The organism is Vibrio comitans (genome assembly GCA_024346835.1).
GTDB classification, from domain to species: Bacteria; Pseudomonadota; Gammaproteobacteria; order Enterobacterales; family Vibrionaceae; genus Vibrio; species Vibrio comitans.
In genome coordinates this window covers 2,615,181-2,637,571 of record AP024866.1, presented here as the reverse complement: position 1 = coordinate 2,637,571, position 22,391 = coordinate 2,615,181, and the positions used below count along the sequence as shown (strand labels likewise).

Genomic DNA, 22,391 nt, shown 5'->3' with positions numbered 1-22,391 from the left:
CGTATGTTCCTCCAGTGACGAGGGGGAACATCATTAAGCTCCATAAATAGAAGGTCATAGTTCTCACAAACAACCGGAGAACTGATGATGAAGCAGAACACGTACAGGCAGATAATCACTATCATGGCCCTTACCTTAAAAAGGGAATTCCTTTTCGTCGTAAACAGGTCAATCGACTGCTCGCTATCTATGAAGACATCTTCGCCCACGACCCCAACCTCAATCAGGAGATACCTCGTGTCGGTCGACGACAATTCATTGGTTATTGGGAGAGAACCAAACAAGAAACGCAGACGGTAAGAAAAGAGAAATACTCGGTGTTGTGCACGTTCTACAGTAAAGCCAATTTACCTGGGAGAGTGCCTCATCCTAAATAACGTTATTCGTTATCTAACGGACAACGTTATGTGTTATTCGCCTTGTACCACAAGGGCGGAAACGGAAATCGTTAAAGCGTGACTATTTTTGTTCACCTCATGGCTTCATTATTCTTAATAACCCCTTCTTTGATGACGATACATATGAAGCAGGGCAGTAATCCTCATCGGTCCTATCACCCATAAGAAAAAGCACCTACGTTCACTTTATAGGTGCTTTACTCTCATTCAGTATCTAGGAGATTGAACGTGGTTTAATGCCAGTAAGCCATAGACCTTAAAACTTAGGTCAGAAGGATTAATCTCAACGACTACGGCACTCAGTCTCCATTCTTCATGGAAACCATTGTGAGTAAACCACAGAGATTTTTTTGCCTCATTGATAGACAACAGTGATTTATTCATCGAGTTGGCGCAGTTCGTGAGAATTGCGCACTCACTTTCTGGTTGCTTTCCGTTTGGGGTATAGGCGGGCAACAGCACAACTGGAAGCCCTTGGATCTGACGTAAGTCAGAGAGAGTAATGAGAATAGTAACTGTATTAGTCATATTATCTTTCCACCTTGAGTAAATGATTGATGAGTTCGCTGCAGCTGCATTTAACGTATCAAATCTTTACACCAGCGAAAGCGCCTAGCTGGTGTTCGGGTGGACGGTTGCTAATTTTACAAAGGCATCAAGTGAGTTTCTTGCATTTACAATCCCTGAAAACGCTATTTTTGAGAGTGAAGACGTAAAAAATCACACTGATCCCCACTTTTTAAATTAACTTTCGTAATGTTTGTTCAAGCAATCTAAGGCGATCTTGCTTCGGGTTATTCAGTTAATTGTTGATTTACTGCCAAGGAGAAATATGAACAAAACATATTCATGGGAAGACAAAATGTACCTATTGCGTAAAGAAGTAGCTCAAATTTTAAGAGTTAGCTCTGGTACTTTGGCCAACTGGGCTTCAGAGGGGCGGGGCCCATACTTCTGTCGCATGGAAGGTAAAGTGTGTTACCCGACTTCCCAACTGAAAGCGTACTTGCAAAAGCACAACCTCGGTTAAGAATAGGGAACGGCATCGCAAATTTTGCCTGGCAAGTACGGCTTGTCAGGTTTTTTTATGTCCAGGCATTCAGTTTTTTGTCAATTACACTAAGCTAAAATAAAGACAATGAGATGGATACTGCGGGTGGTTCAGTAAGCATTGGGTGAGGTTTGATGATTTGGAAAAGTAGTCCAGAGGTAGTCCAGAACAAAAAAAGCCCAAGAGCAAAAACTCTCAGGCCTTATAGAATATGGTGGCCCCTCGCAGACTTGAACTGCGGACCAATCGATTATGAGTCGACTGCTCTAACCACTGAGCTAAGGGGCCATATAGGGTGAAGATTATATGAGAAGGATGGGGGAGTGTCTAGACGAAGAGTCGGGAATGGTACTGATTTACGTATAGTTTTTATGCGATCAAACCGGCAGATACAAAAAAGGTGAGCTAGTGCTCACCTTTTAAACGTAATTGCTGTCGATTACTCGTCTAGGAAGCTGCGCAGAGTTTCTGAGCGGCTTGGGTGACGTAGTTTACGCAGTGCTTTTGCTTCGATCTGACGGATACGTTCACGAGTAACGTCGAACTGCTTACCTACTTCTTCTAGAGTATGGTCAGTGTTCATATCGATACCAAAGCGCATGCGCAGTACTTTAGCTTCACGAGGAGTTAGGCCCGCTAGAACGTCTTTAGTTGCAAACTTAAGGCTAGTTGCCGTTGCAGAGTCTAAAGGTAGCTCTAGAGTCGTATCCTCAATGAAATCACCTAGATGCGAATCTTCGTCATCACCGATTGGTGTTTCCATAGAGATTGGCTCTTTAGCAATCTTAAGTACTTTACGAATCTTGTCTTCAGGCATTTGCATGCGTTCTGCTAATTCTTCTGGCAGAGGCTCACGACCCATCTCCTGAAGCATCTGGCGAGAGATACGGTTCAGTTTGTTGATGGTCTCGATCATGTGCACAGGGATACGAATAGTACGCGCCTGATCAGCAATTGAACGAGTGATTGCCTGACGAATCCACCAAGTTGCATAAGTAGAGAACTTGTAACCACGGCGGTATTCGAACTTATCAACCGCTTTCATCAGACCAATGTTACCTTCTTGGATAAGATCCAAGAACTGTAGGCCACGGTTGGTGTATTTCTTCGCGATAGAGATAACAAGACGTAAGTTCGCCTCTACCATCTCTTTCTTCGCACGGCGTGCTTTAGCTTCACCAATAGACATACGACGGCTGATGTCTTTAATAGACTGAACCGTTAGAGATGTCTCTTGCTCAATGCTCTTAAGCTTTTGGATAGAACGGCGGATGTCTTCTTCGTTGCGACGGATCTTTTCTTTATAAGGTGCGTCTGAAGATAGAGTTTGGTCTACCCATGCTTCGTTTGATTCATTGCCCGTAAAGATCTTAACGAATTCTTTCTTCGGCATGCCACCGTATTCTACGGTTTGGCGCATGATCAAACGTTCTTGTGTACGAACTCGCTCCATTGAAGTGCGAAGTTGGTTTACAAGGTGATCAAATTGCTTTGGCGTAAGACGGAATTCACGGAATACGTCGTTTACTTTAGCTGTTGCAACCTTAAAGGCAGCGCTATCGCGGCCTTCGGTGTTAGAAACCAACTGTAGATCTTGGTACGTTTTACGAAGTTCGGTAAATCTCTCTAGAGCAAGCTCTGGATCGATACCTGTATCTTCTTCTTCGTCCTCATCATCTTCATCAGCATCTTCTGCATCTTCATCTTTAAGATCAGTTTCAGCTAGCTCAGAACCAACGTGTGTCGCAGTTGGTGCTGTTGTACCGTCATCATCTGGGTCAACAAAGCCAGAAATGATGTCTGTTAGGCGAAGTTCTTCAGCTTGAACTTTATCGAACTGCTCTAAAACATACGGGATTGTGCCAGGAAATTCAGCAACTGATGCTTGAACTTGATTGATGCCATCTTCGATACGCTTAGCGATATCGATCTCGCCTTCACGAGTCAGAAGTTCAACAGTACCCATTTCGCGCATGTACATGCGGACAGGGTCTGTAGTACGACCAATTTCACTTTCAACGGTACTTAAAGCGGCAACCGCTGCTTCCGCAGCATCTTCGTCAACTTCAGTGCTTTCGTCATTGATCGTGTCGTCATCAATTTCAGTGGCATTTTCTACCACTTTGATGCCCATATCGTTGATCATCTGAATGATATCTTCGACCTGTTCTGAGTCGACGATTTCTGGCGGTAGATGGTCATTAACTTCGGCATAAGTTAGATAGCCTTGCTCTTTGCCTTTAAGAACAAGCGCTTTAAGCTGTGACTGCCTATTTTGATCCATAGATGGTATCCAAATTCTGGTCTGGTGAAGGAACTAGTTTGCGAAATGCAGACCGCTAATTATAGCAAAGTTTTTACAATACAAGCGTTCAGGGTCTCATGCTTTTAATTCTAGCATTAAAGCCAGCAGCTCCCTTTTCTCATCGACTGATAAGCCGATACTTCTTTCTTTCGCTTGTAGGGTTTCAATTTGCCTTTCGATGCACTGGTAAATCACCTTATCCAGTGAATCGCAAAAAATATCGTCATGATTGTCTTCTTCTTTATAAGTGGGGAGATCCCAGCTCGCAAGAAGTGACAAAATTCTTTCATCTTTCTGATTACGCCAGTGCTCTAATAACTGGCCTGTGGTGATATGGGGATGATTTATACACTTATCAACCACATCGAGTAATAAACTTAGTCCAGGCAGGTTAGTTTGCCTAATTGAATCTAAGTTTGGCATTAACTCTACGTAATGCGGGTTTTGTAGCAATAATGCTATGACCACACGCATTGGGGTTCGCTCAATCTTTTTATGAGGCGCAGGGCGGGTTGCTTGCTCATCTGATTTTGCAATCAGTTGCTGCAATTGCCTTTCATCAACCAAGCCTAACTTTCGGCCTAGTAACTCACGCAAATACATACGAAGTGTGCCGCCCGGTACTTTACTGATTAGCGGGATCGCTAGGGTACTTAGCTTAGCCATGCCCTCTTTGCTGCTGGTATCAACCTGCTGCATCAAGGTTTGAAACATAAATTCAGACAAGGTTGTAGCGTTGGCAACTTGTTCTTCAAAGGCCTGCTTACCGTGTTGACGAATATAGGTATCAGGATCTTCACCATCAGGCAAAAACATAAACTTAAGCTGGCGGCCATCGTTGAGATAAGGAAGTGCATTTTCCATTGCCCTCCATGCTGCATCACGACCCGCTCGGTCACCATCATAACAACAAACTATGCTGCTGGTTTGGCGAAATAGCATTTGCAAATGATCGCCAGTCGTTGAGGTACCAAGGGATGCAACGGCATAATCTACGCCAAATTGAGCTAGTGCCACCACGTCCATATACCCTTCGACCACCAGAATTTGTTCTGGAGAGCGGTGGGTTTGCAGGACCTCATATAAACCATAAAGCTCTTTACCTTTATGGAATATAGGGGTTTCGGGTGAGTTGAGGTACTTAGGGGTGCCGTCGCCTAGGACGCGGCCCCCAAAGCCAATAACTCGGCCTCGCCGATCTCGTATAGGGAACATGACACGACCACGGAAGCGATCATATCGATTACCCTTATCGTTCTCGATAAGCATGCCTGCACTGACGAGCGCATCTTGTGCTGGCTTTTGTTGTCCAAATTGTTTTCGTACAGAATCCCATTCATCCGGTACGAAACCAATCTCAAATTTTTGTGCTATTTCACCACTAAGACCACGATTTTTTAGGTACTCAATAGCGGTTTTTCCCGCACTTGTTTTTAATTGCGAGCGATAGAAATTGGCAACACTACCTAGTAGGTCGTATAGGCTGCGTTTCTGCTCTGTATTCGCGGTTGGGCCTTTGCTAAATCCACCCTGACGTTGCTCTCTAGGTACCTCGATACCAAGATGTGAGGCAAGTTCTTCAATCGCTTCAACAAACTCAAGACGTTCGTATTCCATCATAAAGTCGATGGCATTACCGTGCACACCACAGCCAAAGCAATGGTAGAACTGTTTTTCTTGGCTAACGCTGAAAGAGGGGGTTTTTTCGTTATGGAATGGGCAGCAAGCGCCGTAGTTCTTGCCTTGTTTCTTTAGTTTTACTCGTGCGTCAACGATATCGACAATATCGAGTCGAGCAAGTAGGTCATCAATGAAGGTACGTGGGATATGTCCAGCCATAGATCCTAAAGAAAGTGCAAGTTGCGAGATACAAACAAGCCGTGCATTCAGAGAATAGCACGGCTTGCTTTAATTTTTATGTGGGATTAAGCCAGTTTAGAACGAACTAAACCACTTACTTTACCCATATCTGCACGCCCTTGAATTTGCGGCTTAAGAACGCCCATTACTTTACCCATGTCTTGCATGCCCGCAGCTTCAGATTCGGTAATTGCACTATCAACTAATGCAGCAACTTCTTCTTCAGTCAGTGGTTGAGGCATAAACTCCTCAAGTACTGTAATTTCAACTTTCTCAGCATCAGCAAGGTCTTGACGACCAGCAGATTCAAATTGAGCGACAGAATCGCGACGTTGTTTAACCATCTTAGTCAGCACAGCAATGATGTCGTTGTCAGTGAGAGTAATTCTCTCGTCAACTTCACGTTGCTTAATTGCTGCTAGAGCTAAACGGATAGTGCCAAGGCGCGCTTTGTCCTTGGCTCTCATCGCAGATTTTTGCTCTTCTTTGAGATTATCAATAAGAGCCATTACTAATTCCTAATTAAATCGGGGATTAGTAAAGACGAACGCGACGTGCGTTTTCGCGAGCTAGCTTCTTAGCGTGACGCTTTTGAGCTGCTGCTTTAGCGCGTTTACGAACTGTAGTTGGTTTCTCATAGTGCTCACGACGACGCACTTCAGAAAGAATACCTGCTTTTTCGCAAGAGCGCTTAAAGCGACGTAGAGCTACGTCGAACGGTTCGTTTTCACGTACTTTAACTACTGGCATATGCCTTTCACCTCAGGGGTTATTCGTTAATACTGGATTCCACTTTCCGGGCAAATAAACTTGCAGGGGGAAATACCAGTTTGATCAAAAATGGTGCGGAATTTTAATCCGAAGTGACTGTGTTTGTAAAGCACTTTATTGCGGAGAAAACGATCAATTATTTGTTTGAACAAATAGGACAAGGTAAACTTGCCGCACATTAATGAAGTCGCGAGAAATTTATGCGTATTTTAGGTATTGAGACCTCCTGTGATGAGACGGGAGTTGCTATTTATGATGGTGAGAAAGGCTTACTGTCACATCAGCTGTATAGCCAAGTGAAGCTACACGCCGATTACGGTGGCGTTGTTCCGGAATTAGCTTCTCGCGATCATGTAAAGAAAACCATTCCTTTGATTAAAGAAGCACTAAAAGATGCTGATTTAACCTCAGATGATATTGATGGTATTGCTTATACAGCAGGACCTGGCTTGGTCGGTGCGCTTTTGGTTGGCGCCACTATAGGCCGCAGTATCGCCTATGCTTGGGATGTGCCTGCTGTGCCTGTTCACCATATGGAAGGTCACTTACTCGCTCCAATGCTTGAGGATAATCCACCGCCGTTTCCATTTGTCGCGCTACTAGTTTCTGGTGGTCACACCATGATAGTGGAAGTGAAAGGGATAGGTGAGTATCAGATTCTAGGTGAATCTATTGATGATGCCGCTGGTGAGGCCTTTGATAAGACCGCCAAGTTAATGGGTTTAGACTACCCTGGTGGCCCATTGCTTTCTCGTTTAGCCGAAAAGGGCACTCCGGGCCGATTTAAGTTTCCGCGTCCAATGACCGATAGACCTGGGCTGGATATGAGCTTTTCGGGTTTGAAAACCTTTGCTGCCAACACCATTGCTGCCAATGACAATGATGATCAGACTCACGCCGATATCGCTTTTGCGTTCCAAGAAGCGGTTTGCGCTACCTTAGCCATTAAATGCAAGCGAGCACTGCAGCAAACAGGAATGAAGCGTATTGTTATTGCTGGTGGTGTAAGTGCAAATAAGCAGTTGCGTATTGAGTTAGAAACTTTGGCGAAGAAAATGGGTGGTGAGGTTTATTATCCACGCACAGAGTTCTGCACCGACAATGGTGCGATGATTGCTTATGCTGGAATGCAACGCCTTAAAAACGGTGAAACCTCTGATCTAGGCGTTAAGGCTCAGCCTCGCTGGCCAATCGATCAGCTAAAGCCTATCGCTGACTAATTATTGGCTGAACTAAGAAACTAAAACGTCCTCATCGAAGGGCGTTTTTTTATGTCTGAGTTCCATGGTTAAAATATTTTTTAAACATTAAAATTAATTTTAATTAAAGCTTGATCTAGATCAATTAAGTTGTATATTGAATGTATCTTATTTATGAGAAAGGCGAACACCATATGACGGGATTCAAGATCACTCATCGAAGCGCAACTAAAGCCAGTGACTACATTGCTTACAAGATCACTCAGGTCTTAAAGTTCACACTGAACATTTTCTATGGGAATAAATACGCTAAACGTGCGGTTATCCTAGAGACGATTGCAGCCGTACCAGGAATGGTTGCAGGTATGTTTAATCACCTTAAAGCTCTGCGCCGCATGAAAGATGATGAAGGTTGGATTCGAGAGTTATTGGACGAAGCTGAAAATGAACGTATGCACTTGATGATCTTTTTAGATATTGCCAAGCCAAGCTGGATCGAGCGTTTGCTCGTGTTGCTAGGGCAAGGCACTTTTATTGTTGTCTATGGTGTGCTTTACCTTTTATCGTCAAAAATCGCTCATCGCATTGTGGGTTATTTTGAAGAAGAAGCGTGTAAAAGCTATACCGAATACTTAGAGAAGATTGATAACGAAGTGGTCGAAAATGTTGCCGCTCCTGAGATAGCTATCAAGTACTACAATTTGCCTGCTGATGCGCGATTAAGAGATGTGATTTTGTTAATTCGTGAAGATGAAGCAAAGCATAGAGATAGAAACCATGAGTTTGCCGACTCCTATCAAGCGAAAGACTTGCCTGCACATCAAAGTTAACAAGCAGCAATTCATTTAAAACCAGCCTACAGAGGCTGGTTTTTTGCTTCAATGGTCACTTTTTTTTTGAGCCAACCTTAGGTTCATTCCCTGCCATCAAACGCTTAATATTCTCTTGATGACGCCAAATGATAAGGCAGCACAGCATAGCTACAGGTAAGGTGTATTGCGGTTTGATAAGCCAGGTATAAAACGGTGCGACTAGCGCAGTTACCAGTGCCGCTAACGATGAATATCGAGAGATAACAGCCGTAGCTAGCCAGGTCCCCATTAACATACCCGTTAAATCCAAGCCGATGGGGGCAATAGCGCCAACAGCAGTTGCGACGCCTTTGCCTCCTTTGAAATGGAAAAAGATGGGGTAGATATGGCCAATACACGCGGAGATACCGATTAATCCGAGCATAACGGGTTCTATGTCTAAGTAGTAAGCTGACCAGACCGGTATGGTTCCTTTTGCCATGTCGCACACTAGTACTAATGCAGCAGGTAGCCTTCCACCAATTCGTAGCACATTGGTGGCGCCAGGGTTATTGGAGCCAGCAGTGCGAGGATCAGGAAGTTTAAATACACGGCAAATCAAGACGGCACTCGACACCGAGCCTAATAGATAGGCTAGGATGATCATGAGTAAAACCGTTGCAGACATAGAGATCCTTTACACTTTGTAGCGATTACCGCTTTATTCAGGATGATAGTTGGGTATTTGATGTAGTATATTACGTTTTTTTATACTTTTGGCTTATCCGACCTCAATCTTTGCCATTGCGCTTAGTTTACGTGCATAAGTTGCAGAAAGAGGCACTAAAGGAATCGAAATCATGAATCAGGACAGAGTCTTCATTGAGCAGCTTGAGGTTATTACTACCATTGGCGTGTATGACTGGGAGCAAGAGATCAAGCAGAAGCTAGTGCTTGATATAGAGATGGCTCATAACAATCAGCCAGCTGGCAACAGTGACAATGTTGAAGATGCACTGGATTACTTTTCGGTAAGCCAAGCGGTGCTTGCTCACATTCAAAATGGTCGCTTTCTATTAGTAGAGAGAGTTGCTGAAGAAGTGGCGGCGTTAATCATGAATCAATTTAATGTACCTTGGCTGAGAATCAAGCTGCGTAAACCCGGTGCTGTTCCACAGGCGAGTAGCGTTGGTGTAGTTATTGAGCGAGGCACGCTGTGACCCAAACCTATTTAGGTATTGGGACAAATATAGAGCGTGATAAGCACGCTCAAGCCGCGATCATAGAGTTGCAACGTTTGGGTGTTAATCTCCAAGTCTCGACGATTTACCGATGCCCAGCTACAGGCTTTGATGGTGCGGAGTTTTATAACTTCGTGGTCGGTATGGATACCAATTTGGCATTACCTGAATTCTCACGTCGGTTGCGAGCCCTAGAAGTGGCTTATGGCAGGCCAGAAAATGCGGTAAAGCAGCAAGATCGAACACTGGATATCGATATTCTTTTGTTTGGTGAGGAGGTATCACAGCAGTCTCCTCAGTTACCAAGACGCGATATCTTCAAGTTCAATTTTGTACTTCAGCCCTTGTATGAGCTGTGTCCTGAACGGATCGTGCCTTGCGATGGGCGCTCAGTAGGACAAATTTGGGAACAAGAATTTCAATCTATAGGCGGTATGTCCAATCTTACTGCTACATCTTTAAACTTAAGTGATGATTATCAATGAGCTATTTTGAAGCCTTTGCGCTGGCCTTAATTCAGGGCCTAACTGAATTTTTACCAATCTCGAGTTCTGCTCACCTTATTTTGCCTTCAGCGGTTTTGGGCTGGGAAGATCAAGGGCTAGCCTTTGACGTAGCTGTGCATGTGGGAACACTGTTGGCTGTGGTTCTTTATTTTAGAAGCGAAGTTGTCACCCTTTTGCGTGCATTCTTTGGCTCGGTGTTCAAGCAGCAACACAACAAAGAATCTAAGCTTGCATGGATGATCATCCTTGCAACTATCCCTGCTGGTCTTGCAGGACTTTTCCTGAACGATCTGATTGAGCTTTACCTGCGCAGTGCTTGGGTTATTGCTTGTACCACTATTATTTTTGGTCTTTTACTGTGGCATGCTGATAAGTCATCAAGCTTTGAGATTAATGAGTATCAAGCGACTTGGAAGAAAACGCTAGTTATTGGTATTGCACAGGCGATGGCAATGATCCCGGGGACTTCACGTTCTGGCGCGACGATTACAGCGGCGCTATACCTAGGCTTTACTCGTGAGGCTGCAGCTCGCTTCTCTTTCTTAATGTCTATTCCTATCATCACTTTGGCGGGTGGATACCTTGGTACTAAGTTGGCGCTTAGCCCTGAGCCGATGCACTTAGGTGTATTGGGTACCGGTATTTTAGTGTCATTTATTAGTGCTTATATCTGTATTCACTACTTCTTGAAGCTGATCTCGCGCATGGGTATGACCCCGTTTGTCATTTACCGATTGCTTCTTGGTGCAGGTCTGTTTGCATTCTTGCTGAGTCAGTAAATTTTGATTGCATGATAAAAATCCCCGCTTAAGCGGGGATTTTTTTATGTTTTACTTGGGAAACTATGGGGTTTAGTCCCACTGCCAAGCTTGCTTTATCTCATCAATAGCATCCACTCTGCGACGGTTTAGCTCCTCACGGATCTCTTTCCCTGCAAAACCATCTTTAATCACTTGCTGCACGTTAACAGAAACCGCGGATTGATAGACAGCCTTAATGTAATCTCGTTGCGGATATGGTGTGGATTCATGCCCAAGACGCCCTTGTGAATCCGCTTGGCAGGTTATCAATACTTGCTCTAGGACCGCGGGCTTACGCCACACATCAAAGCTATCTAGTACTCGCAGTAGAGTTGAAGCCTTGAGCTCTTGAGCTCTATGTATATTAGAGTGTTGCTTACAAACATGCAGTGCCAGTTCTTTATATTGATTAGGCACTCTCAAACGCTTACAGAGCTTATCTATGATCTTTAATCCCGTATGGCAGTGCATTTTGTGACTTGGCCATTCCTGCTCTGGCGTCACGCCTTTGCCTAGGTCATGCATTTGCGCGGCAAAGCGGATCTCTGGCTCTATGGTTAGCTCGGAGGCGCGCTTAGCAACCATAATGGTATGAATGCCCGTATCAATCTCAGGATGCCATTTTTCTGTTTGTGGAACTCCAAACAGTCGGCTTAATTCAGGTATGACAACTTCTAAGGCTCCACAATCTTGCAGAACCTGAACAAAAACTTGAGGATCTTGCGTCTGTAACGACTTTTGCCACTCTTGCCAAACGCGCTCAGCGGTCAGGGCTTCTAGCTCTCCAGATTTTACAATCTCACGCATTAACGTTTGTGTTTCCTGGGCTACGCTAAATCCAAGGTGGTGCAGTTTTGCGGCAAATCGAGCCACTCTAAGCACGCGCAGGGGGTCTTCTACAAAGGCATCGGACACATGGCGAAGTAGTTTATTTTGTATATCTTGTTGCCCGCCATAAGGGTCATAGAGCTCTCCTTTGCTATCTTGCGCCATGGCATTGATAGTGAGGTCACGGCGTATTAGGTCTTCTTCAAGGGTGACGTCCTCGGCAAAATAGCAATCAAATCCGGTGTAGCCAGCGCCTGACTTTCGTTCGGTTCTAGCGAGTGCATATTCTTCATGTGTTTCTGGATGCAAGAATACAGGGAAGTCTTTACCGACAGCTTGGTAGCCAAGGCTCAATAGCGTTTGAGGTGTAGCTCCAACTACAACCCAGTCTTGGTCATAGTTGTCGATATTCAGCAGTCGATCTCGGACTGCTCCACCCACTAGATAGGTTTGCAATTGATTTTCCTCTTTATGGCATATGGGGACAAATGATGTGAGTAGCTTATTGGGAACCCAATACACAGCTATTGGTATCACTTGCCTACAAAGGTTTACTTTACTTTCTTAGTTTCAATGGTAGCTTGGCCGTAGTAGAAAAAGAAGTGTCGATAGAAGTTCTGAATGTATAAGGATTATTTTGGCTTTGTAGAAGAGCCGTTTTCAATTGTTCCTAGCTCAAAGTATCTGTTTTTGAGTGCACGTCATCGTGAGGCTTTGTCTCACCTGCAGATCGGCCTCAACAGTGGCGGCGGTTTTGCTATGCTGACGGGAGAGGTTGGAACAGGTAAAACTACCGTATCAAAGGCGATGCTGGCTAACCTTGAGGGTAACTGGGTCGCAGGCCTAATCCTTAACCCTACCTTTTCTGAAATAGAGCTACTTGAAGCTATTTGTGATGAGTTCTCTCTTTCTTATGAGCAGCCCACAAGCCTCAAGCAACTTTCTCAAATCATCAATAATTACCTTTTAGATAATCACCAGAAAGGTTTACAGACCTTGGTGTTAATTGATGAAGCACAGCACTTGTCTAGACAGGTACTAGAGCAACTGCGTCTGTTAACTAATTTAGAAACGGACAGCCACAAGTTGCTCAAAGTGTTGCTTGTAGGGCAACCGGAGTTGCAACATAAACTGCAGACGATAGAACTGCGGCAGTTGGCGCAACGCATTACAGGGCGCTATCATTTGCTGCCGTTAGTTGAGAAGGAAATTTCAGATTACATAGGGTTTCGCCTACGTATATCAGGAGTGAATGACGCGTTATTTTCGGATAAAGCAATTCGAATCATCGCCTCTCACTCACAAGGCATTCCACGCCTTATCAATTTAATCTGTGATAAAGCACTTCATTACGCGATGCTGACTCAGCAGCGTTCCGTTGACCATAAGGTGGCAGCTAAAGCGTGTGAGGATGTTCTGGCTTATCAAGCTCCAGCGCTTCATCAATCACAGCCAATCAAATCGAAATCCAATAATTGGTTATCGCCAACCTTGCTGGCGTTAGTGGTAGCGGGTAGCTCTTATGTTGGCTTAACGGCTTGGCAGCAGTGGCAGTTTCTGCAAACTGAGCATCAAGTACAGCAGCAACAGTCTCTGCAATTGCAAAGTGAGATGAACGAGTTAAATCAAGCGGCGAATGCAAAGCAGCAACGTTTTACTCAACTGATTGAGCAGAGTCGCTCTCCAATGAGTGCTATGCAGTCTTTGTATCGTTTGTGGGGATACAACGCCTCAATCGTTGATGCGGATTGTGAGTATGGTACACAACCTCCATTTCATTGCTTCCAAGGTGCTGCAGACCTCCCAGAAATTGTCGCTTCCAATAGACCCGTTGTGCTGACTTTATATGAACAGCAACAGCCTTACTTTGCGGTATTAAGAAGCATTCATAATGATAGTGTGGAGTTATTGCTCGCAGGAGAGCGTGTACAACTACCGATCACATGGTTGGATGAGCACTGGAAAGGGCAATTTAGATATTTGTGGTATAGCGAAATACTGCAAACGTTAAGACTAAATAGTTCTGGCGAGCAAGTTCTGATCCTAGATGAGCTTCTGGCAAAGGTTTTAAATGCAAAACCTTTAAATACGGCAGTCTATAACGGTGCTTTGCAAAAGCGAGTTTCAGCATTTCAATCCTGGCAGGGACTCGATGCTGATGGAGTTGCAGGTAATCGAACCTTGCGCCAACTCGATAGATTGACTAGTGAAAAAGCACCGAGATTACTGGGTGATGCCAGGGAGGGCATGTAATGTCACAAGTACTGAAGGCTCTCGAGCAATCTCAAAAACAGTTTGAACAGACTTCTACATTGACGAATATGTCTAACCTTACCCAGAAAACTCAATCAGGTATCGGCAAGGCAAGATTGGTGATTGCGATAGTCGCCGGGCTAGGCTTAGGAGTTGCGGGCCACGCTATGTTAGCCAACTCTTCACTGACCCAAGCGTTAGCCGAGAGTTTAACGCCGTCCCTTAATCGCTTTCTTGTGGATGAGAGTGCTTCATATAGCGAGGTAACTCGGGTTATTGAGCCTAACCTGAATGTGGCCTTTCTTCCTGCAAAGCCGCCTGTTGCGCTTCTCCCTTTACCTAGAATTGAGCAAGAAACTCAGATTGTAGCGTCTCCATCAAGGCCTGAGCCGCAGCCAGCAATGACGATAGATAACGTGTCTCTACCCGAGCCTGTTCGAACTGAAGGGGAGTGGAGCTTACCTGAGTTGGATCTTTCTGGTCTTTCTCCTGAGCTTGCGAGTAGTGTAGCCAGCGTGCTTGATAATCCATCCGACTATCACGTGGAAGAAATTAATGAAGATGAGCTGAGTAATGTGCAAGTGGCTGAGTTAGATAAAGACAGTGAGCGCTTTAGAGGGCGTTTACCTGCATTGAATCTGCAAACTCATATGTACGCCAGCAATCCAAAGCATCGTTGGGTGAAAGTGAATGGTAGTGAGCTACAGGAAGGGGACTCAATTGAAGGTAACATCAAAATAGTGGAAATAGCACCACGTTATATCGTGGTTGAGTTCTCTGGAGAGAAGATAGAAATCCCCGCTCTGTACGACTGGCAGGGATAAGACATAAAAAAAGCTGCCTACGGCAGCTTTTTTTTATGTGATTGGGTTTATGCCCAGCCGTTAGGAGACTTCTTACGACGAGGGATAACGTGTGGAAGCAATAGGCCAAACAATAGACCTAGGCCAGCTACACCACCACCATACATGAAGTATTTCAGCAGAAGGTCTTCTTTTTGAGTATCTAAGCGAGCACGAAGTTCACGAACCTCAGTTTGTGCAGAAAGTAGTTGGTCACTGACTTTCTTGTAGTTTACTTCCATCTCAGAAATTTGCGTATTGCGAGTCTCTAGAGAACGAACCAAACCTTCTTGTTCTTGCTCTGCTTTTTCGTTAAATCCAGCCAACTCAGCTTTTACTTGTGCGAGTTCTTTTTCTAGTCGCGGCATGCGTGTTGCCATGCCTTCTGTATTGGTTACATACTTTGACTCAACCCAACCCTTGCGACCACGTTGATCAACAATTTCAGTGTAACCACTGTTTTTATTTGTTTGCACTAGGGTTACCGCTGCTCCCGCGTCTACGCTACCAATGATTCGGTACTGTGCATTTGGGCCTGAGTGCATATAGGTAAACAGGTTGTCAGAAATATAGCGAGTCTGAGCCCACGCTGCTGGTGCTGTCATCACAGCAGCAAGAGCGATTAAAAAAAGTTTTTTCACTGTGCGTCCTTCAGAAAATCAAATTCAGGTGAGGAATGGCATTCCGTCAATGACTAAATAGTAAGTAGATTCGAGGTTGCCTGCAACTAAAAGAGGGGGCAATGCCCCCTCTCTAACGTAAGTTTGTCAAAATATGACAGACCCTTGACATTTTTCTTAGACGAAAATCATCAACATGATTTCGTAGAACACAATTGCGAGTAAAGCACCAGCAGGAAGTGTCACAACCCAAGACACTACGATGTTACGCACGACGCCAAGGTTAAGTGCTGCAATACCACGTGCAAAGCCTACACCCAGTACCGCACCAACTAAGGTTTGAGTCGTTGAAATTGGCAAACCAGTACCAGAAGCTAGAACTACAGTACTTGCTGTTGCAAGCTGCGCTGCAAAGCCACGGCTTGGAGTTAGTTCAGTGATACCTGTACCTACCGTTGACATTACCTTGTGACCCATAGTCGCAAGACCGACTACGATACCGATACCGCCAAGAGGTAGAATCCACCAAGCAATCTTAGTCTTCTCGCTAATTTCACCCATGTTTTGAATGGTCGAAACGATAGCTGACAATGGACCAATCGCATTAGCAACGTCGTTTGAGCCGTGGGCAAATGCCATCGCACAAGCGGTGATAACCATTAAGGTACTGAATACTTTCTCTACACCAGTAAAGCTGTGTTCATGGTTGTCATGATCAAGCTTGAAGCGTTTTTGAATGTATAGGTAACCTACGAACATTACCAATAAAGATACAGCAACTGCCCAGAACCAAGCTTCACCGTTTGTTAGGTGCAAGCCTACGTGCTTAAGACCTTTCTTGATGGTTACTAGAGCAATAACAATCGTAGTTAAGAACATGTATACAGGTACATATTTCTTAGCATTTTGCAGAGGCTGTTCGGTATTGAATATGAATTTTTGCGCACTGATAAAAATAAAGTAGGCAAATAATCCGGAGATGAATGGCGTAATAACCCAACTACCCACGATGCCTTGTACTGATCCCCAATCAACCGCTTCAGAACCCACCGAAACTAGTGCAAATCCAATGATGGCACCGATAATCGAGTGAGTGGTTGATACAGGCCAGCCCATATAAGAGGCAAGCAGTAGCCAAGTACCAGCTGCCAGCAATGCTGACATCATACCGAACACAAGTAGGTCAGGGGTATTGACGAACAAAGTGGTATCAATAACACCTTTTCGAATAGTGTCAGTTACTTCACCACCGGCAAGGTAAGCACCGGCGAATTCGAAAATCATTGCGATAATGATGGCTTGTTTTACGGTTAACGCTTTAGAACCTACCGAGGTTCCCATTGCGTTTGCGACGTCGTTGGCACCGATACCGATAGCCATCAAAAAACCGAACACGGCAGCAGCAATCAAAAGTATTGTGCCGTAGTTAGCTAGAATATCCATTAAATATCCTTTGATATTAATTAGTTAAATGGGGTGGAGAATGATTAGCTACGTGCAATCATCAATTCTAGACGGGCACAAACACGTTGTGCTTGGTCCGCAATTCCACCAACCCACTCGAGGATTTTGTACAAGAACATCACATCAATTGGATTGTATTGATCTTCTATATCTCTGAGGCTTCGGCGCAAATCTATTTGCATTTGGTCTGTATCGTCTTCAATACGATCGAGTTCATCGATCATAGACTCTACCAGATCCACTTCACGTCCCTTGAAGCCTGTCTCTAGCAATTCATCTAACTCATTGATTACCTTGTGCATTTGCCCTACGGCATCTAGGCAACGTTTAACGTATGCTAAGAATTCTTCGTGCAAAGCTTCAGGTATAAGTAGATTTCGGCCTAGAACACGGCCACAGATGTCTTTAGCAATGTTGGCTACTTTGTCTTGTTGAGTTAACAACTCCAACAGATCACCCCTATCAAATGCCATGAATAGGCCAGTAGGTAGGTGCAAACGAATCTGACGTTTGAGGGTGTCAGCTTCTTTTTCTAATGTAGAGATTTGTTGGCGGTAATCGGCCGCCTTTTCCCAATTATTGGCATTAGAGGCAGCAAAGAATTCAGGCAAAAGTGAAGCACACTCGTAAACCTTCGCTCCGTGTTGTTGCAGTGGTTTTATTGGCGATTTTGCGAATAAACCCATGATCGTATTGACTGGCATATTTGTATTGTCATGTGATTGTCATGCTGGGGTGTAACTATAATAGGTTTTTTTCGTATTAAAAGGGTTTCTGTGACTTAAAAGTGCACAAATGTGCTTTTTTTCGTGATTTAGATCAGGGGAATGTCACTTGCTGATAAACTCTTTTCGACTTAATCTGCATTAGACAGTCGATTATGAGTGAATTATGGAAACTGAAATAGAGCTGAAATTTTTTGTTTCACCACAATTCTCAGAAGTTCTGAGAGAGAAAATTCCGCACAATAAAATTCTTCAACATAGCAGCCGAGAACTCGGAAATATCTATTTTGATACCCCAGATAACTGGTTGCGTGAACACGATATAGGAATGCGCATTCGTCGCTTTGATGACGTCTATGTGCAAACGGTGAAAACTTCAGGCCGAGTCGTGGCTGGTTTACATCAACGCCCAGAGTATAACGCTGAGCACACCAGCGATGATCCAGACCTATCCCTGCACCCAGAAGAGATTTGGCCTGATGGCCGCAGCATCAAGGATCTTGGTGAGCAACTGCAGCCTTTGTTTGCGACTAATTTCACCCGCGAGTTGTGGCTGGTGGGTATGGCTGATGGAAGCCAAGTTGAGGTTGCGTTTGACCAAGGCCTAGTTGTGGCTGGAGACAAGAGTTCGCCTATCTGCGAGGTAGAGCTTGAGCTTAAGTCGGGTCAAACCGATGCCTTGTTTACTCTGGCAAGACAGCTTTGTGAAGATGGTGGCATGCGTCTTGGTAACCTTAGTAAGGCCGCTCGTGGCTATCGCCTAGCACAAGGGTTTACCGGTAGTGAAGCGAAAGCGTTGGGCTTAGTTGAGGTGACTCAGCAAGACAATGTAGAAAGCTGCTTTATCAAATCTTTGGAATACGCTTTGGCACACTGGCTCTATCATGAGCAAGCCTATGTAGAATCGCCTTCTATGGATTGCCTGCATGAGATTTGCTATTCGTTGAGCTTTGTTAGGCAAACCCTTGCTGTCTTTGGCGGTATAGTCCCAAGACGCGCCAGTGCCATTTTGAGACAAGAGCTAAAGTGGCTAGAGCAAGAGTTGGGTTGGATAAAATCAGCAGATTATCTAGATGACCTAACAGAAGACAGAGGTCATGCCTTGCGTAAACTGGATGCTCAGAAGGCACTGGTTAAGCAACTGAAGGTTATGCGCGATGACTTGCCGTCAGAGGACGAAGTTTTACAGTTGCTAGAGTCGGCTCGTTACACTGGCATTATCCTGGATTTAAGTCGCTGGGTATTAACCAAAGGCTGGCAACCATTCTTGGATGAAAAGGCAAGCAATGCGATGTCGGGCAATTTGATGAGCTTTTCTCAAAATCAACTTGATCGTACCTGGGCAGAGCTAGTGAGTGCTTTCCCCGTTGAGCAAACACTAACGCCAGAAGACTATATAGATGAGCACTATCATTTAAATAGAAGTTTATTTTCGGGTATCTGCTTTGCGGCGCTGTACGATCAGGAAACGCGCCAAGCCTTTCGCTTGCCATGGGCGGATCTGTCACAAGGCATAGACGAGCTGCTAACTCTGGCGCCTGTGCGTGAATTAGTCGGTCAGCTTGAAGGTGAAGAGCAAGAGCAGTTGCAACGCTGGTTAGAGCGACAGCAAGCCTCAATATTGCATGCCATGGAGCAAACCAGAGCTATGTGTATGGAAGTTCAGCCATACTGGAAGTCATAGATTCCATAGTTTCCTATGTATTGAAACACATTTCAGTGTCACAGCGCTTGCCCTAGGGTAAGCGCTTTTTTATGCTCTAGTTAATATTGCTTGGACGCAACAATGGAGCCCTCATGCATTCCCACCCAGATCAAGTCGAAATAAATAGATATCAACAGCTTAGTGAAAAGTATCCTTCGGTTATTGAACAATGGCCATCACAAAGGCTGGAAGAACTACAAAGGGTGATTGAGTTTAGTTCGTTTATCTATGAACGACTGCTGTGTGATGAGTCCTTGTTGCAGAAACTTCCAGAGATGCTGGATAGCGCTCAGCGATGCGAACACTATCGAGATGACCTTCAGCAGCGCTTGGCAGAGTGCCATGATGAAAATGCGGTAATGAAGGCGCTTCGACTCTTTCGCAATCATGAGCTTATCACTATTGCTTGGCGTGATATCGTAGCGGCTTGGTCGGTAGAAGAAAGCCTCTCACATGTCTCTATGTTGGCAGAAGCGATGATCTTCGAGAGTTACGCTTGGCACTATGCCGACTGCGCCCGCCTATGGGGTACACCCAAAAATTCACAAGGTATCGAGCAACCTATGCTGATCATTGGTATGGGTAAGCTTGGAGGAGGCGAACTGAATTTTTCTTCGGATATCGATCTCATCTTTACTTACCCTGAAAATGGAGAAACTGAAGGTGCTAGGCGCTCTATTGCCAATGCTCAATTCTTTACTCGTCTAGGGCAACGCCTGATCAAATCGTTGGATCAAGTGACAATTGATGGATTCTGTTATCGCGTAGATATGCGACTTCGCCCCTTTGGCGAAAGTGGCCCATTAGTGATGAGCTTTGCCGCTTTAGAAGACTACTATCAAGAGCAGGGTCGTGACTGGGAGCGATACGCCATGGTCAAAGCTCGGGTAATGGGGCGAGAAATGTACCCTCAGTACCAAGAGCTAAGACAGATGCTGCGCCCATTTGTGTTCCGTAGATATATTGATTTTAGCGCTATCCAATCATTGCGACGCATGAAGGCGATGATTCGTAGCGAAGTGCGCAGACGTGGCCTAACCAACAATATTAAGCTCGGGCCTGGTGGGATTCGTGAGATTGAGTTTATTGCCCAAGTCTTCCAGTTAATTCGCGGAGGGCGAGAGCCGAGCCTACGTGGCAGAGGCTTACTTGAAACTCTAGAGGCGATAAAGATTCAGCATTTGCTTGAGCCAAGCGATGTAGATGGAATGATGTCAGCCTACAAGTTCTTGCGTCGCCTTGAGAATCTCATTCAGGCGATGGAGGACAAGCAAACTCAGACTCTTCCTGATGATGAAGAGAATCAAAGAAGATTAGCCGCTGTGATGGGCTTTGCTAGCTATCTCGAAATGCAGACTCAATTAGATATGCATATGGTCAATGTGCACCAAGTATTTGAATCATTGATTGGCGATGAAGAAGAGCAGGGGCAAGAGATAGATTCTGTCTACATGGAAATGTGGAGTCTAGCGAAAGAGCCAGAGCAGGTAATTCATATCCTGCAAGAGCTGTCTATCGACGTAAAAGAAAAGCAGCTTTCAGAGCTTTCGACTAGCTTGTGTAACTTTAAAACCGATCTAGGTAAAAAGACCTTAGGCCCTAGAGGACGCGAAGTGGTCGGAAACCTAATGCCCAAGCTGCTGCATGCGGTATTGAATCACCCCGAGGGAGAGTTTGGTTTAGAGCGCGTACTGGCTGTACTGTCTAAGATCGTCACCCGAACGACCTACCTAGAGCTACTAGATGAGCATTCCGCTGCCCTTGATCAGCTAGTGAGGCTTTGTACTGCTAGCCCAATGATTACCGAGCTATTGGGCCGTTACCCTATATTGCTTGATGAGTTATTAGACCCACAGCAGCTGTATAAACCTGTTGAGCTTAGCAGCTACAAGTCAGAGTTAAGAGATTACCTTGCTCGTATTCCTGAAGAGGATATGGAGCAGCAAATGGAGGCGTTACGACAATTTAAGCAAACCTGTATTTTACGTATTGCGGCTGCCGATATTGCCGGCGTACTGCCGGTTATGCAGGTTAGCGATCACTTGACCTATTTAGCCGAGGCTATTGTTGAGCAAGTTGTTAATCAGGCGTGGCATCAGATGTCGGCAAAATATGGCGAGCCTAATCATTTACAAAACCGTGATGGCCGTGGATTTGCTGTACTTGGCTACGGAAAAGTAGGCGGATGGGAGTTAGGCTACAACTCCGATCTTGATATTGTGTTTGTTCATGACTGCCCATTGTCGGCCTATACCGATGGCGATAAGTCCATTGATGGCAGGCAGTTCTATCTTCGTCTGGCTCAGCGTATTACCCACTTGTTCTCTACTCGAACCGCGTCAGGGATCCTTTATGAAGTGGATACTCGTTTAAGACCTTCTGGTGCATCTGGCTTGATGGTCAGCCCTATTGAGTCTTATGAGGAGTATCAATTGACAGAAGCGTGGACTTGGGAGCATCAGGCGATCGTTCGTGCTCGTCCAATTTATGGTGATGCTATCTTAGTCGACTCCTTTGCTAAGGTTAGACATAAGGTCCTTTGTTTGGCGCGTGAGCAGAACCAGTTGCGAGATGAAGTAGTCAAAATGCGCGAGAAAATGCGCGATCACTTAGGTGGCAAGAAAAACGATCGATTTATGATTAAGCAGGATCCTGGAGGGATCACCGATATCGAATTCTTAGCGCAATACTGGGTACTTAATTTCTCTCATCAGCACCCGAGTCTTGTGAAGTGGTCCGATAATGTGCGGATCCTTGGGAGCTTGGTTGATGTCGAGATACTTTCTCTTGAGCAAGCAAAAAGCCTAACAGAGGCTTATACAACGATGCGTAATGAAACGCACCGACGCAATCTATTGAATCTTGACGCAGATGTTGCCTTAGATAAGTTTGTTGAGCAGCGTCAACTAGTGATTGATATGTGGCGTGAATGGATGAAAGAAGCACAACAAAGTTAAATTGCTCAAATGGTTAGCGCCACTTTGATATATCCCTAGCTATGCTAGAATTGTAAACAAAAATTCTTAACGGAA

The 22,391-nt window shown here is 44.9% G+C and carries 20 protein-coding genes and 1 tRNA gene; 10 read left to right on the top strand and 11 right to left on the bottom strand.

The features are described from left to right. Nucleotides 1-605: 605 nt before the first annotated feature. Complete coding sequence (locus tag OCU46_RS12075; protein ID WP_141270813.1) at nucleotides 606-926, bottom strand: hypothetical protein; 321 nt, start codon at nucleotides 924-926, stop codon at nucleotides 606-608. Between the two features lie 304 nt (nucleotides 927-1,230). Between OCU46_RS12075 and OCU46_RS12070 the strand changes: the two genes are divergently transcribed. Further along, entirely contained in the window at nucleotides 1,231-1,428 is a 198-nt protein-coding gene (locus OCU46_RS12070; RefSeq protein WP_141270812.1) for a helix-turn-helix domain-containing protein, read from the top strand. Nucleotides 1,429-1,661: 233 nt separating this feature from the next. On the opposite strand, the gene OCU46_RS12065 is transcribed toward OCU46_RS12070, so the two are convergent. The 5 genes from OCU46_RS12065 to rpsU all read right to left on the bottom strand — a co-directional run bounded on the left by OCU46_RS12065 (nucleotide 1,662) and on the right by rpsU (nucleotide 6,364). Further along, nucleotides 1,662-1,737 (bottom strand) — tRNA-Ile (locus OCU46_RS12065). 151 nt (nucleotides 1,738-1,888) lie between these two features. Further along, nucleotides 1,889-3,733, bottom strand: coding sequence for an RNA polymerase sigma factor RpoD (gene rpoD, locus OCU46_RS12060; RefSeq protein ID WP_141270811.1), 1,845 nt, complete (start codon nucleotides 3,731-3,733; stop codon nucleotides 1,889-1,891). 96 nt (nucleotides 3,734-3,829) lie between these two features. Beyond that, complete coding sequence (gene dnaG, locus OCU46_RS12055) at nucleotides 3,830-5,593, bottom strand: DNA primase (protein ID WP_141270810.1); 1,764 nt, start codon at nucleotides 5,591-5,593, stop codon at nucleotides 3,830-3,832. 86 nt (nucleotides 5,594-5,679) lie between these two features. Further along, entirely contained in the window at nucleotides 5,680-6,123 is a 444-nt protein-coding gene (locus OCU46_RS12050) for a GatB/YqeY domain-containing protein (RefSeq protein ID WP_141270809.1), read from the bottom strand. A 25-nt stretch (nucleotides 6,124-6,148) separates the two neighbouring features. Then, complete coding sequence (gene rpsU / locus OCU46_RS12045) at nucleotides 6,149-6,364, bottom strand: 30S ribosomal protein S21 (RefSeq protein ID WP_001145625.1); 216 nt, start codon at nucleotides 6,362-6,364, stop codon at nucleotides 6,149-6,151. A 221-nt stretch (nucleotides 6,365-6,585) separates the two neighbouring features. On the opposite strand from rpsU, the gene tsaD reads away from it, so the two are divergent. Beyond that, entirely contained in the window at nucleotides 6,586-7,605 is a 1,020-nt protein-coding gene (gene tsaD, locus OCU46_RS12040; RefSeq protein ID WP_141270808.1) for a tRNA (adenosine(37)-N6)-threonylcarbamoyltransferase complex transferase subunit TsaD, read from the top strand. 173 nt (nucleotides 7,606-7,778) lie between these two features. After that, nucleotides 7,779-8,414, top strand: a complete 636-nt coding sequence (locus OCU46_RS12035) for an alternative oxidase (protein WP_141270807.1) — start codon at nucleotides 7,779-7,781, stop codon at nucleotides 8,412-8,414. Nucleotides 8,415-8,469: 55 nt separating this feature from the next. Here OCU46_RS12035 and plsY read toward each other — a convergent pair whose 3' ends face one another. Next, nucleotides 8,470-9,063 carry a glycerol-3-phosphate 1-O-acyltransferase PlsY gene (plsY, locus tag OCU46_RS12030; protein ID WP_141270806.1) on the bottom strand — a complete coding sequence of 198 codons (594 nt, stop codon included), beginning with the start codon at nucleotides 9,061-9,063 and terminating at the stop codon, nucleotides 8,470-8,472. 172 nt (nucleotides 9,064-9,235) lie between these two features. Here plsY and folB point away from each other — a divergent pair, with 172 nt between their 5' ends. Genes folB through OCU46_RS12015 form a run of 3 tightly spaced genes read left to right on the top strand, consistent with a single transcriptional unit; the run spans nucleotide 9,236 to nucleotide 10,901 of the window. Beyond that, on the top strand, nucleotides 9,236-9,595 hold the full coding sequence (gene folB / locus OCU46_RS12025) for a dihydroneopterin aldolase (RefSeq protein ID WP_017031336.1): 360 nt from the start codon (nucleotides 9,236-9,238) through the stop codon (nucleotides 9,593-9,595). After that, on the top strand, nucleotides 9,592-10,101 hold the full coding sequence (gene folK / locus OCU46_RS12020; protein ID WP_141270805.1) for a 2-amino-4-hydroxy-6-hydroxymethyldihydropteridine diphosphokinase: 510 nt from the start codon (nucleotides 9,592-9,594) through the stop codon (nucleotides 10,099-10,101). Before folB ends, folK begins: the two co-directional genes overlap by 4 nt. Next, nucleotides 10,098-10,901 (top strand): undecaprenyl-diphosphate phosphatase, encoded by an 804-nt coding sequence (locus tag OCU46_RS12015; protein ID WP_141270804.1) that lies wholly within the window; start codon nucleotides 10,098-10,100, stop codon nucleotides 10,899-10,901. Before folK ends, OCU46_RS12015 begins: the two co-directional genes overlap by 4 nt. 72 nt (nucleotides 10,902-10,973) lie before the next feature. Here the strand turns inward: OCU46_RS12015 and OCU46_RS12010 are convergent, their stop codons facing one another. Then, nucleotides 10,974-12,206, bottom strand: a complete 1,233-nt coding sequence (locus tag OCU46_RS12010) for a multifunctional CCA addition/repair protein (RefSeq protein ID WP_141270803.1) — start codon at nucleotides 12,204-12,206, stop codon at nucleotides 10,974-10,976. Between the two features lie 165 nt (nucleotides 12,207-12,371). Between OCU46_RS12010 and OCU46_RS12005 the strand changes: the two genes are divergently transcribed. Together OCU46_RS12005 and OCU46_RS12000 are read left to right on the top strand one after the other, a co-directional pair. Further along, nucleotides 12,372-14,003, top strand: a complete 1,632-nt coding sequence (locus OCU46_RS12005; protein WP_141270802.1) for an ExeA family protein — start codon at nucleotides 12,372-12,374, stop codon at nucleotides 14,001-14,003. Beyond that, nucleotides 14,003-14,827, top strand: coding sequence for a general secretion pathway protein GspB (locus OCU46_RS12000; RefSeq protein WP_141270801.1), 825 nt, complete (start codon nucleotides 14,003-14,005; stop codon nucleotides 14,825-14,827). The genes OCU46_RS12005 and OCU46_RS12000 overlap by 1 nt, the downstream gene beginning before the upstream one ends. A 47-nt stretch (nucleotides 14,828-14,874) precedes the next feature. Here OCU46_RS12000 and OCU46_RS11995 read toward each other — a convergent pair whose 3' ends face one another. The 3 genes from OCU46_RS11995 to OCU46_RS11985 all read right to left on the bottom strand — a co-directional run bounded on the left by OCU46_RS11995 (nucleotide 14,875) and on the right by OCU46_RS11985 (nucleotide 17,633). Then, entirely contained in the window at nucleotides 14,875-15,486 is a 612-nt protein-coding gene (locus OCU46_RS11995) for a TIGR04211 family SH3 domain-containing protein (protein WP_141270800.1), read from the bottom strand. Between the two features lie 156 nt (nucleotides 15,487-15,642). After that, nucleotides 15,643-16,908, bottom strand: a complete 1,266-nt coding sequence (locus OCU46_RS11990) for an inorganic phosphate transporter (RefSeq protein ID WP_141270799.1) — start codon at nucleotides 16,906-16,908, stop codon at nucleotides 15,643-15,645. A 44-nt stretch (nucleotides 16,909-16,952) separates the two neighbouring features. Beyond that, a complete protein-coding gene (locus OCU46_RS11985; protein ID WP_141270798.1) occupies nucleotides 16,953-17,633 on the bottom strand; it encodes a TIGR00153 family protein in 681 nt (226 codons plus the stop codon). A gap of 187 nt (nucleotides 17,634-17,820) precedes the next feature. Here OCU46_RS11985 and OCU46_RS11980 point away from each other — a divergent pair, with 187 nt between their 5' ends. Next, nucleotides 17,821-19,338, top strand: coding sequence for a CYTH and CHAD domain-containing protein (locus tag OCU46_RS11980; protein ID WP_141270797.1), 1,518 nt, complete (start codon nucleotides 17,821-17,823; stop codon nucleotides 19,336-19,338). A 113-nt stretch (nucleotides 19,339-19,451) separates the two neighbouring features. After that, nucleotides 19,452-22,316 carry a bifunctional [glutamate--ammonia ligase]-adenylyl-L-tyrosine phosphorylase/[glutamate--ammonia-ligase] adenylyltransferase gene (gene glnE, locus OCU46_RS11975; protein ID WP_141270796.1) on the top strand — a complete coding sequence of 955 codons (2,865 nt, stop codon included), beginning with the start codon at nucleotides 19,452-19,454 and terminating at the stop codon, nucleotides 22,314-22,316. Nucleotides 22,317-22,391 lie beyond the last annotated feature (75 nt).

Excerpts from the sequence above, each read along its gene's own strand:
- OCU46_RS12075 (WP_141270813.1), bottom strand. The coding sequence starts at position 926 with ATGACTAATACAGTTACTATTCTCATTACTCTCTCTGACTTACGTCAG.
- OCU46_RS12070 (WP_141270812.1), top strand. The coding sequence starts at position 1,231 with ATGAACAAAACATATTCATGGGAAGACAAAATGTACCTATTGCGTAAA.
- rpoD (WP_141270811.1), bottom strand. The coding sequence starts at position 3,733 with ATGGATCAAAATAGGCAGTCACAGCTTAAAGCGCTTGTTCTTAAAGGC.
- dnaG (WP_141270810.1), bottom strand. The coding sequence starts at position 5,593 with ATGGCTGGACATATCCCACGTACCTTCATTGATGACCTACTTGCTCGA.
- OCU46_RS12050 (WP_141270809.1), bottom strand. The coding sequence starts at position 6,123 with ATGGCTCTTATTGATAATCTCAAAGAAGAGCAAAAATCTGCGATGAGA.
- rpsU (WP_001145625.1), bottom strand. The coding sequence starts at position 6,364 with ATGCCAGTAGTTAAAGTACGTGAAAACGAACCGTTCGACGTAGCTCTA.
- tsaD (WP_141270808.1), top strand. The coding sequence starts at position 6,586 with ATGCGTATTTTAGGTATTGAGACCTCCTGTGATGAGACGGGAGTTGCT.
- OCU46_RS12035 (WP_141270807.1), top strand. The coding sequence starts at position 7,779 with ATGACGGGATTCAAGATCACTCATCGAAGCGCAACTAAAGCCAGTGAC.
- plsY (WP_141270806.1), bottom strand. The coding sequence starts at position 9,063 with ATGTCTGCAACGGTTTTACTCATGATCATCCTAGCCTATCTATTAGGC.
- folB (WP_017031336.1), top strand. The coding sequence starts at position 9,236 with ATGAATCAGGACAGAGTCTTCATTGAGCAGCTTGAGGTTATTACTACC.
- OCU46_RS12015 (WP_141270804.1), top strand. The coding sequence starts at position 10,098 with ATGAGCTATTTTGAAGCCTTTGCGCTGGCCTTAATTCAGGGCCTAACT.
- OCU46_RS12005 (WP_141270802.1), top strand. The coding sequence starts at position 12,372 with ATGTATAAGGATTATTTTGGCTTTGTAGAAGAGCCGTTTTCAATTGTT.
- OCU46_RS12000 (WP_141270801.1), top strand. The coding sequence starts at position 14,003 with ATGTCACAAGTACTGAAGGCTCTCGAGCAATCTCAAAAACAGTTTGAA.
- OCU46_RS11990 (WP_141270799.1), bottom strand. The coding sequence starts at position 16,908 with ATGGATATTCTAGCTAACTACGGCACAATACTTTTGATTGCTGCTGCC.
- OCU46_RS11985 (WP_141270798.1), bottom strand. The coding sequence starts at position 17,633 with ATGCCAGTCAATACGATCATGGGTTTATTCGCAAAATCGCCAATAAAA.
- OCU46_RS11980 (WP_141270797.1), top strand. The coding sequence starts at position 17,821 with ATGGAAACTGAAATAGAGCTGAAATTTTTTGTTTCACCACAATTCTCA.
- glnE (WP_141270796.1), top strand. The coding sequence starts at position 19,452 with ATGCATTCCCACCCAGATCAAGTCGAAATAAATAGATATCAACAGCTT.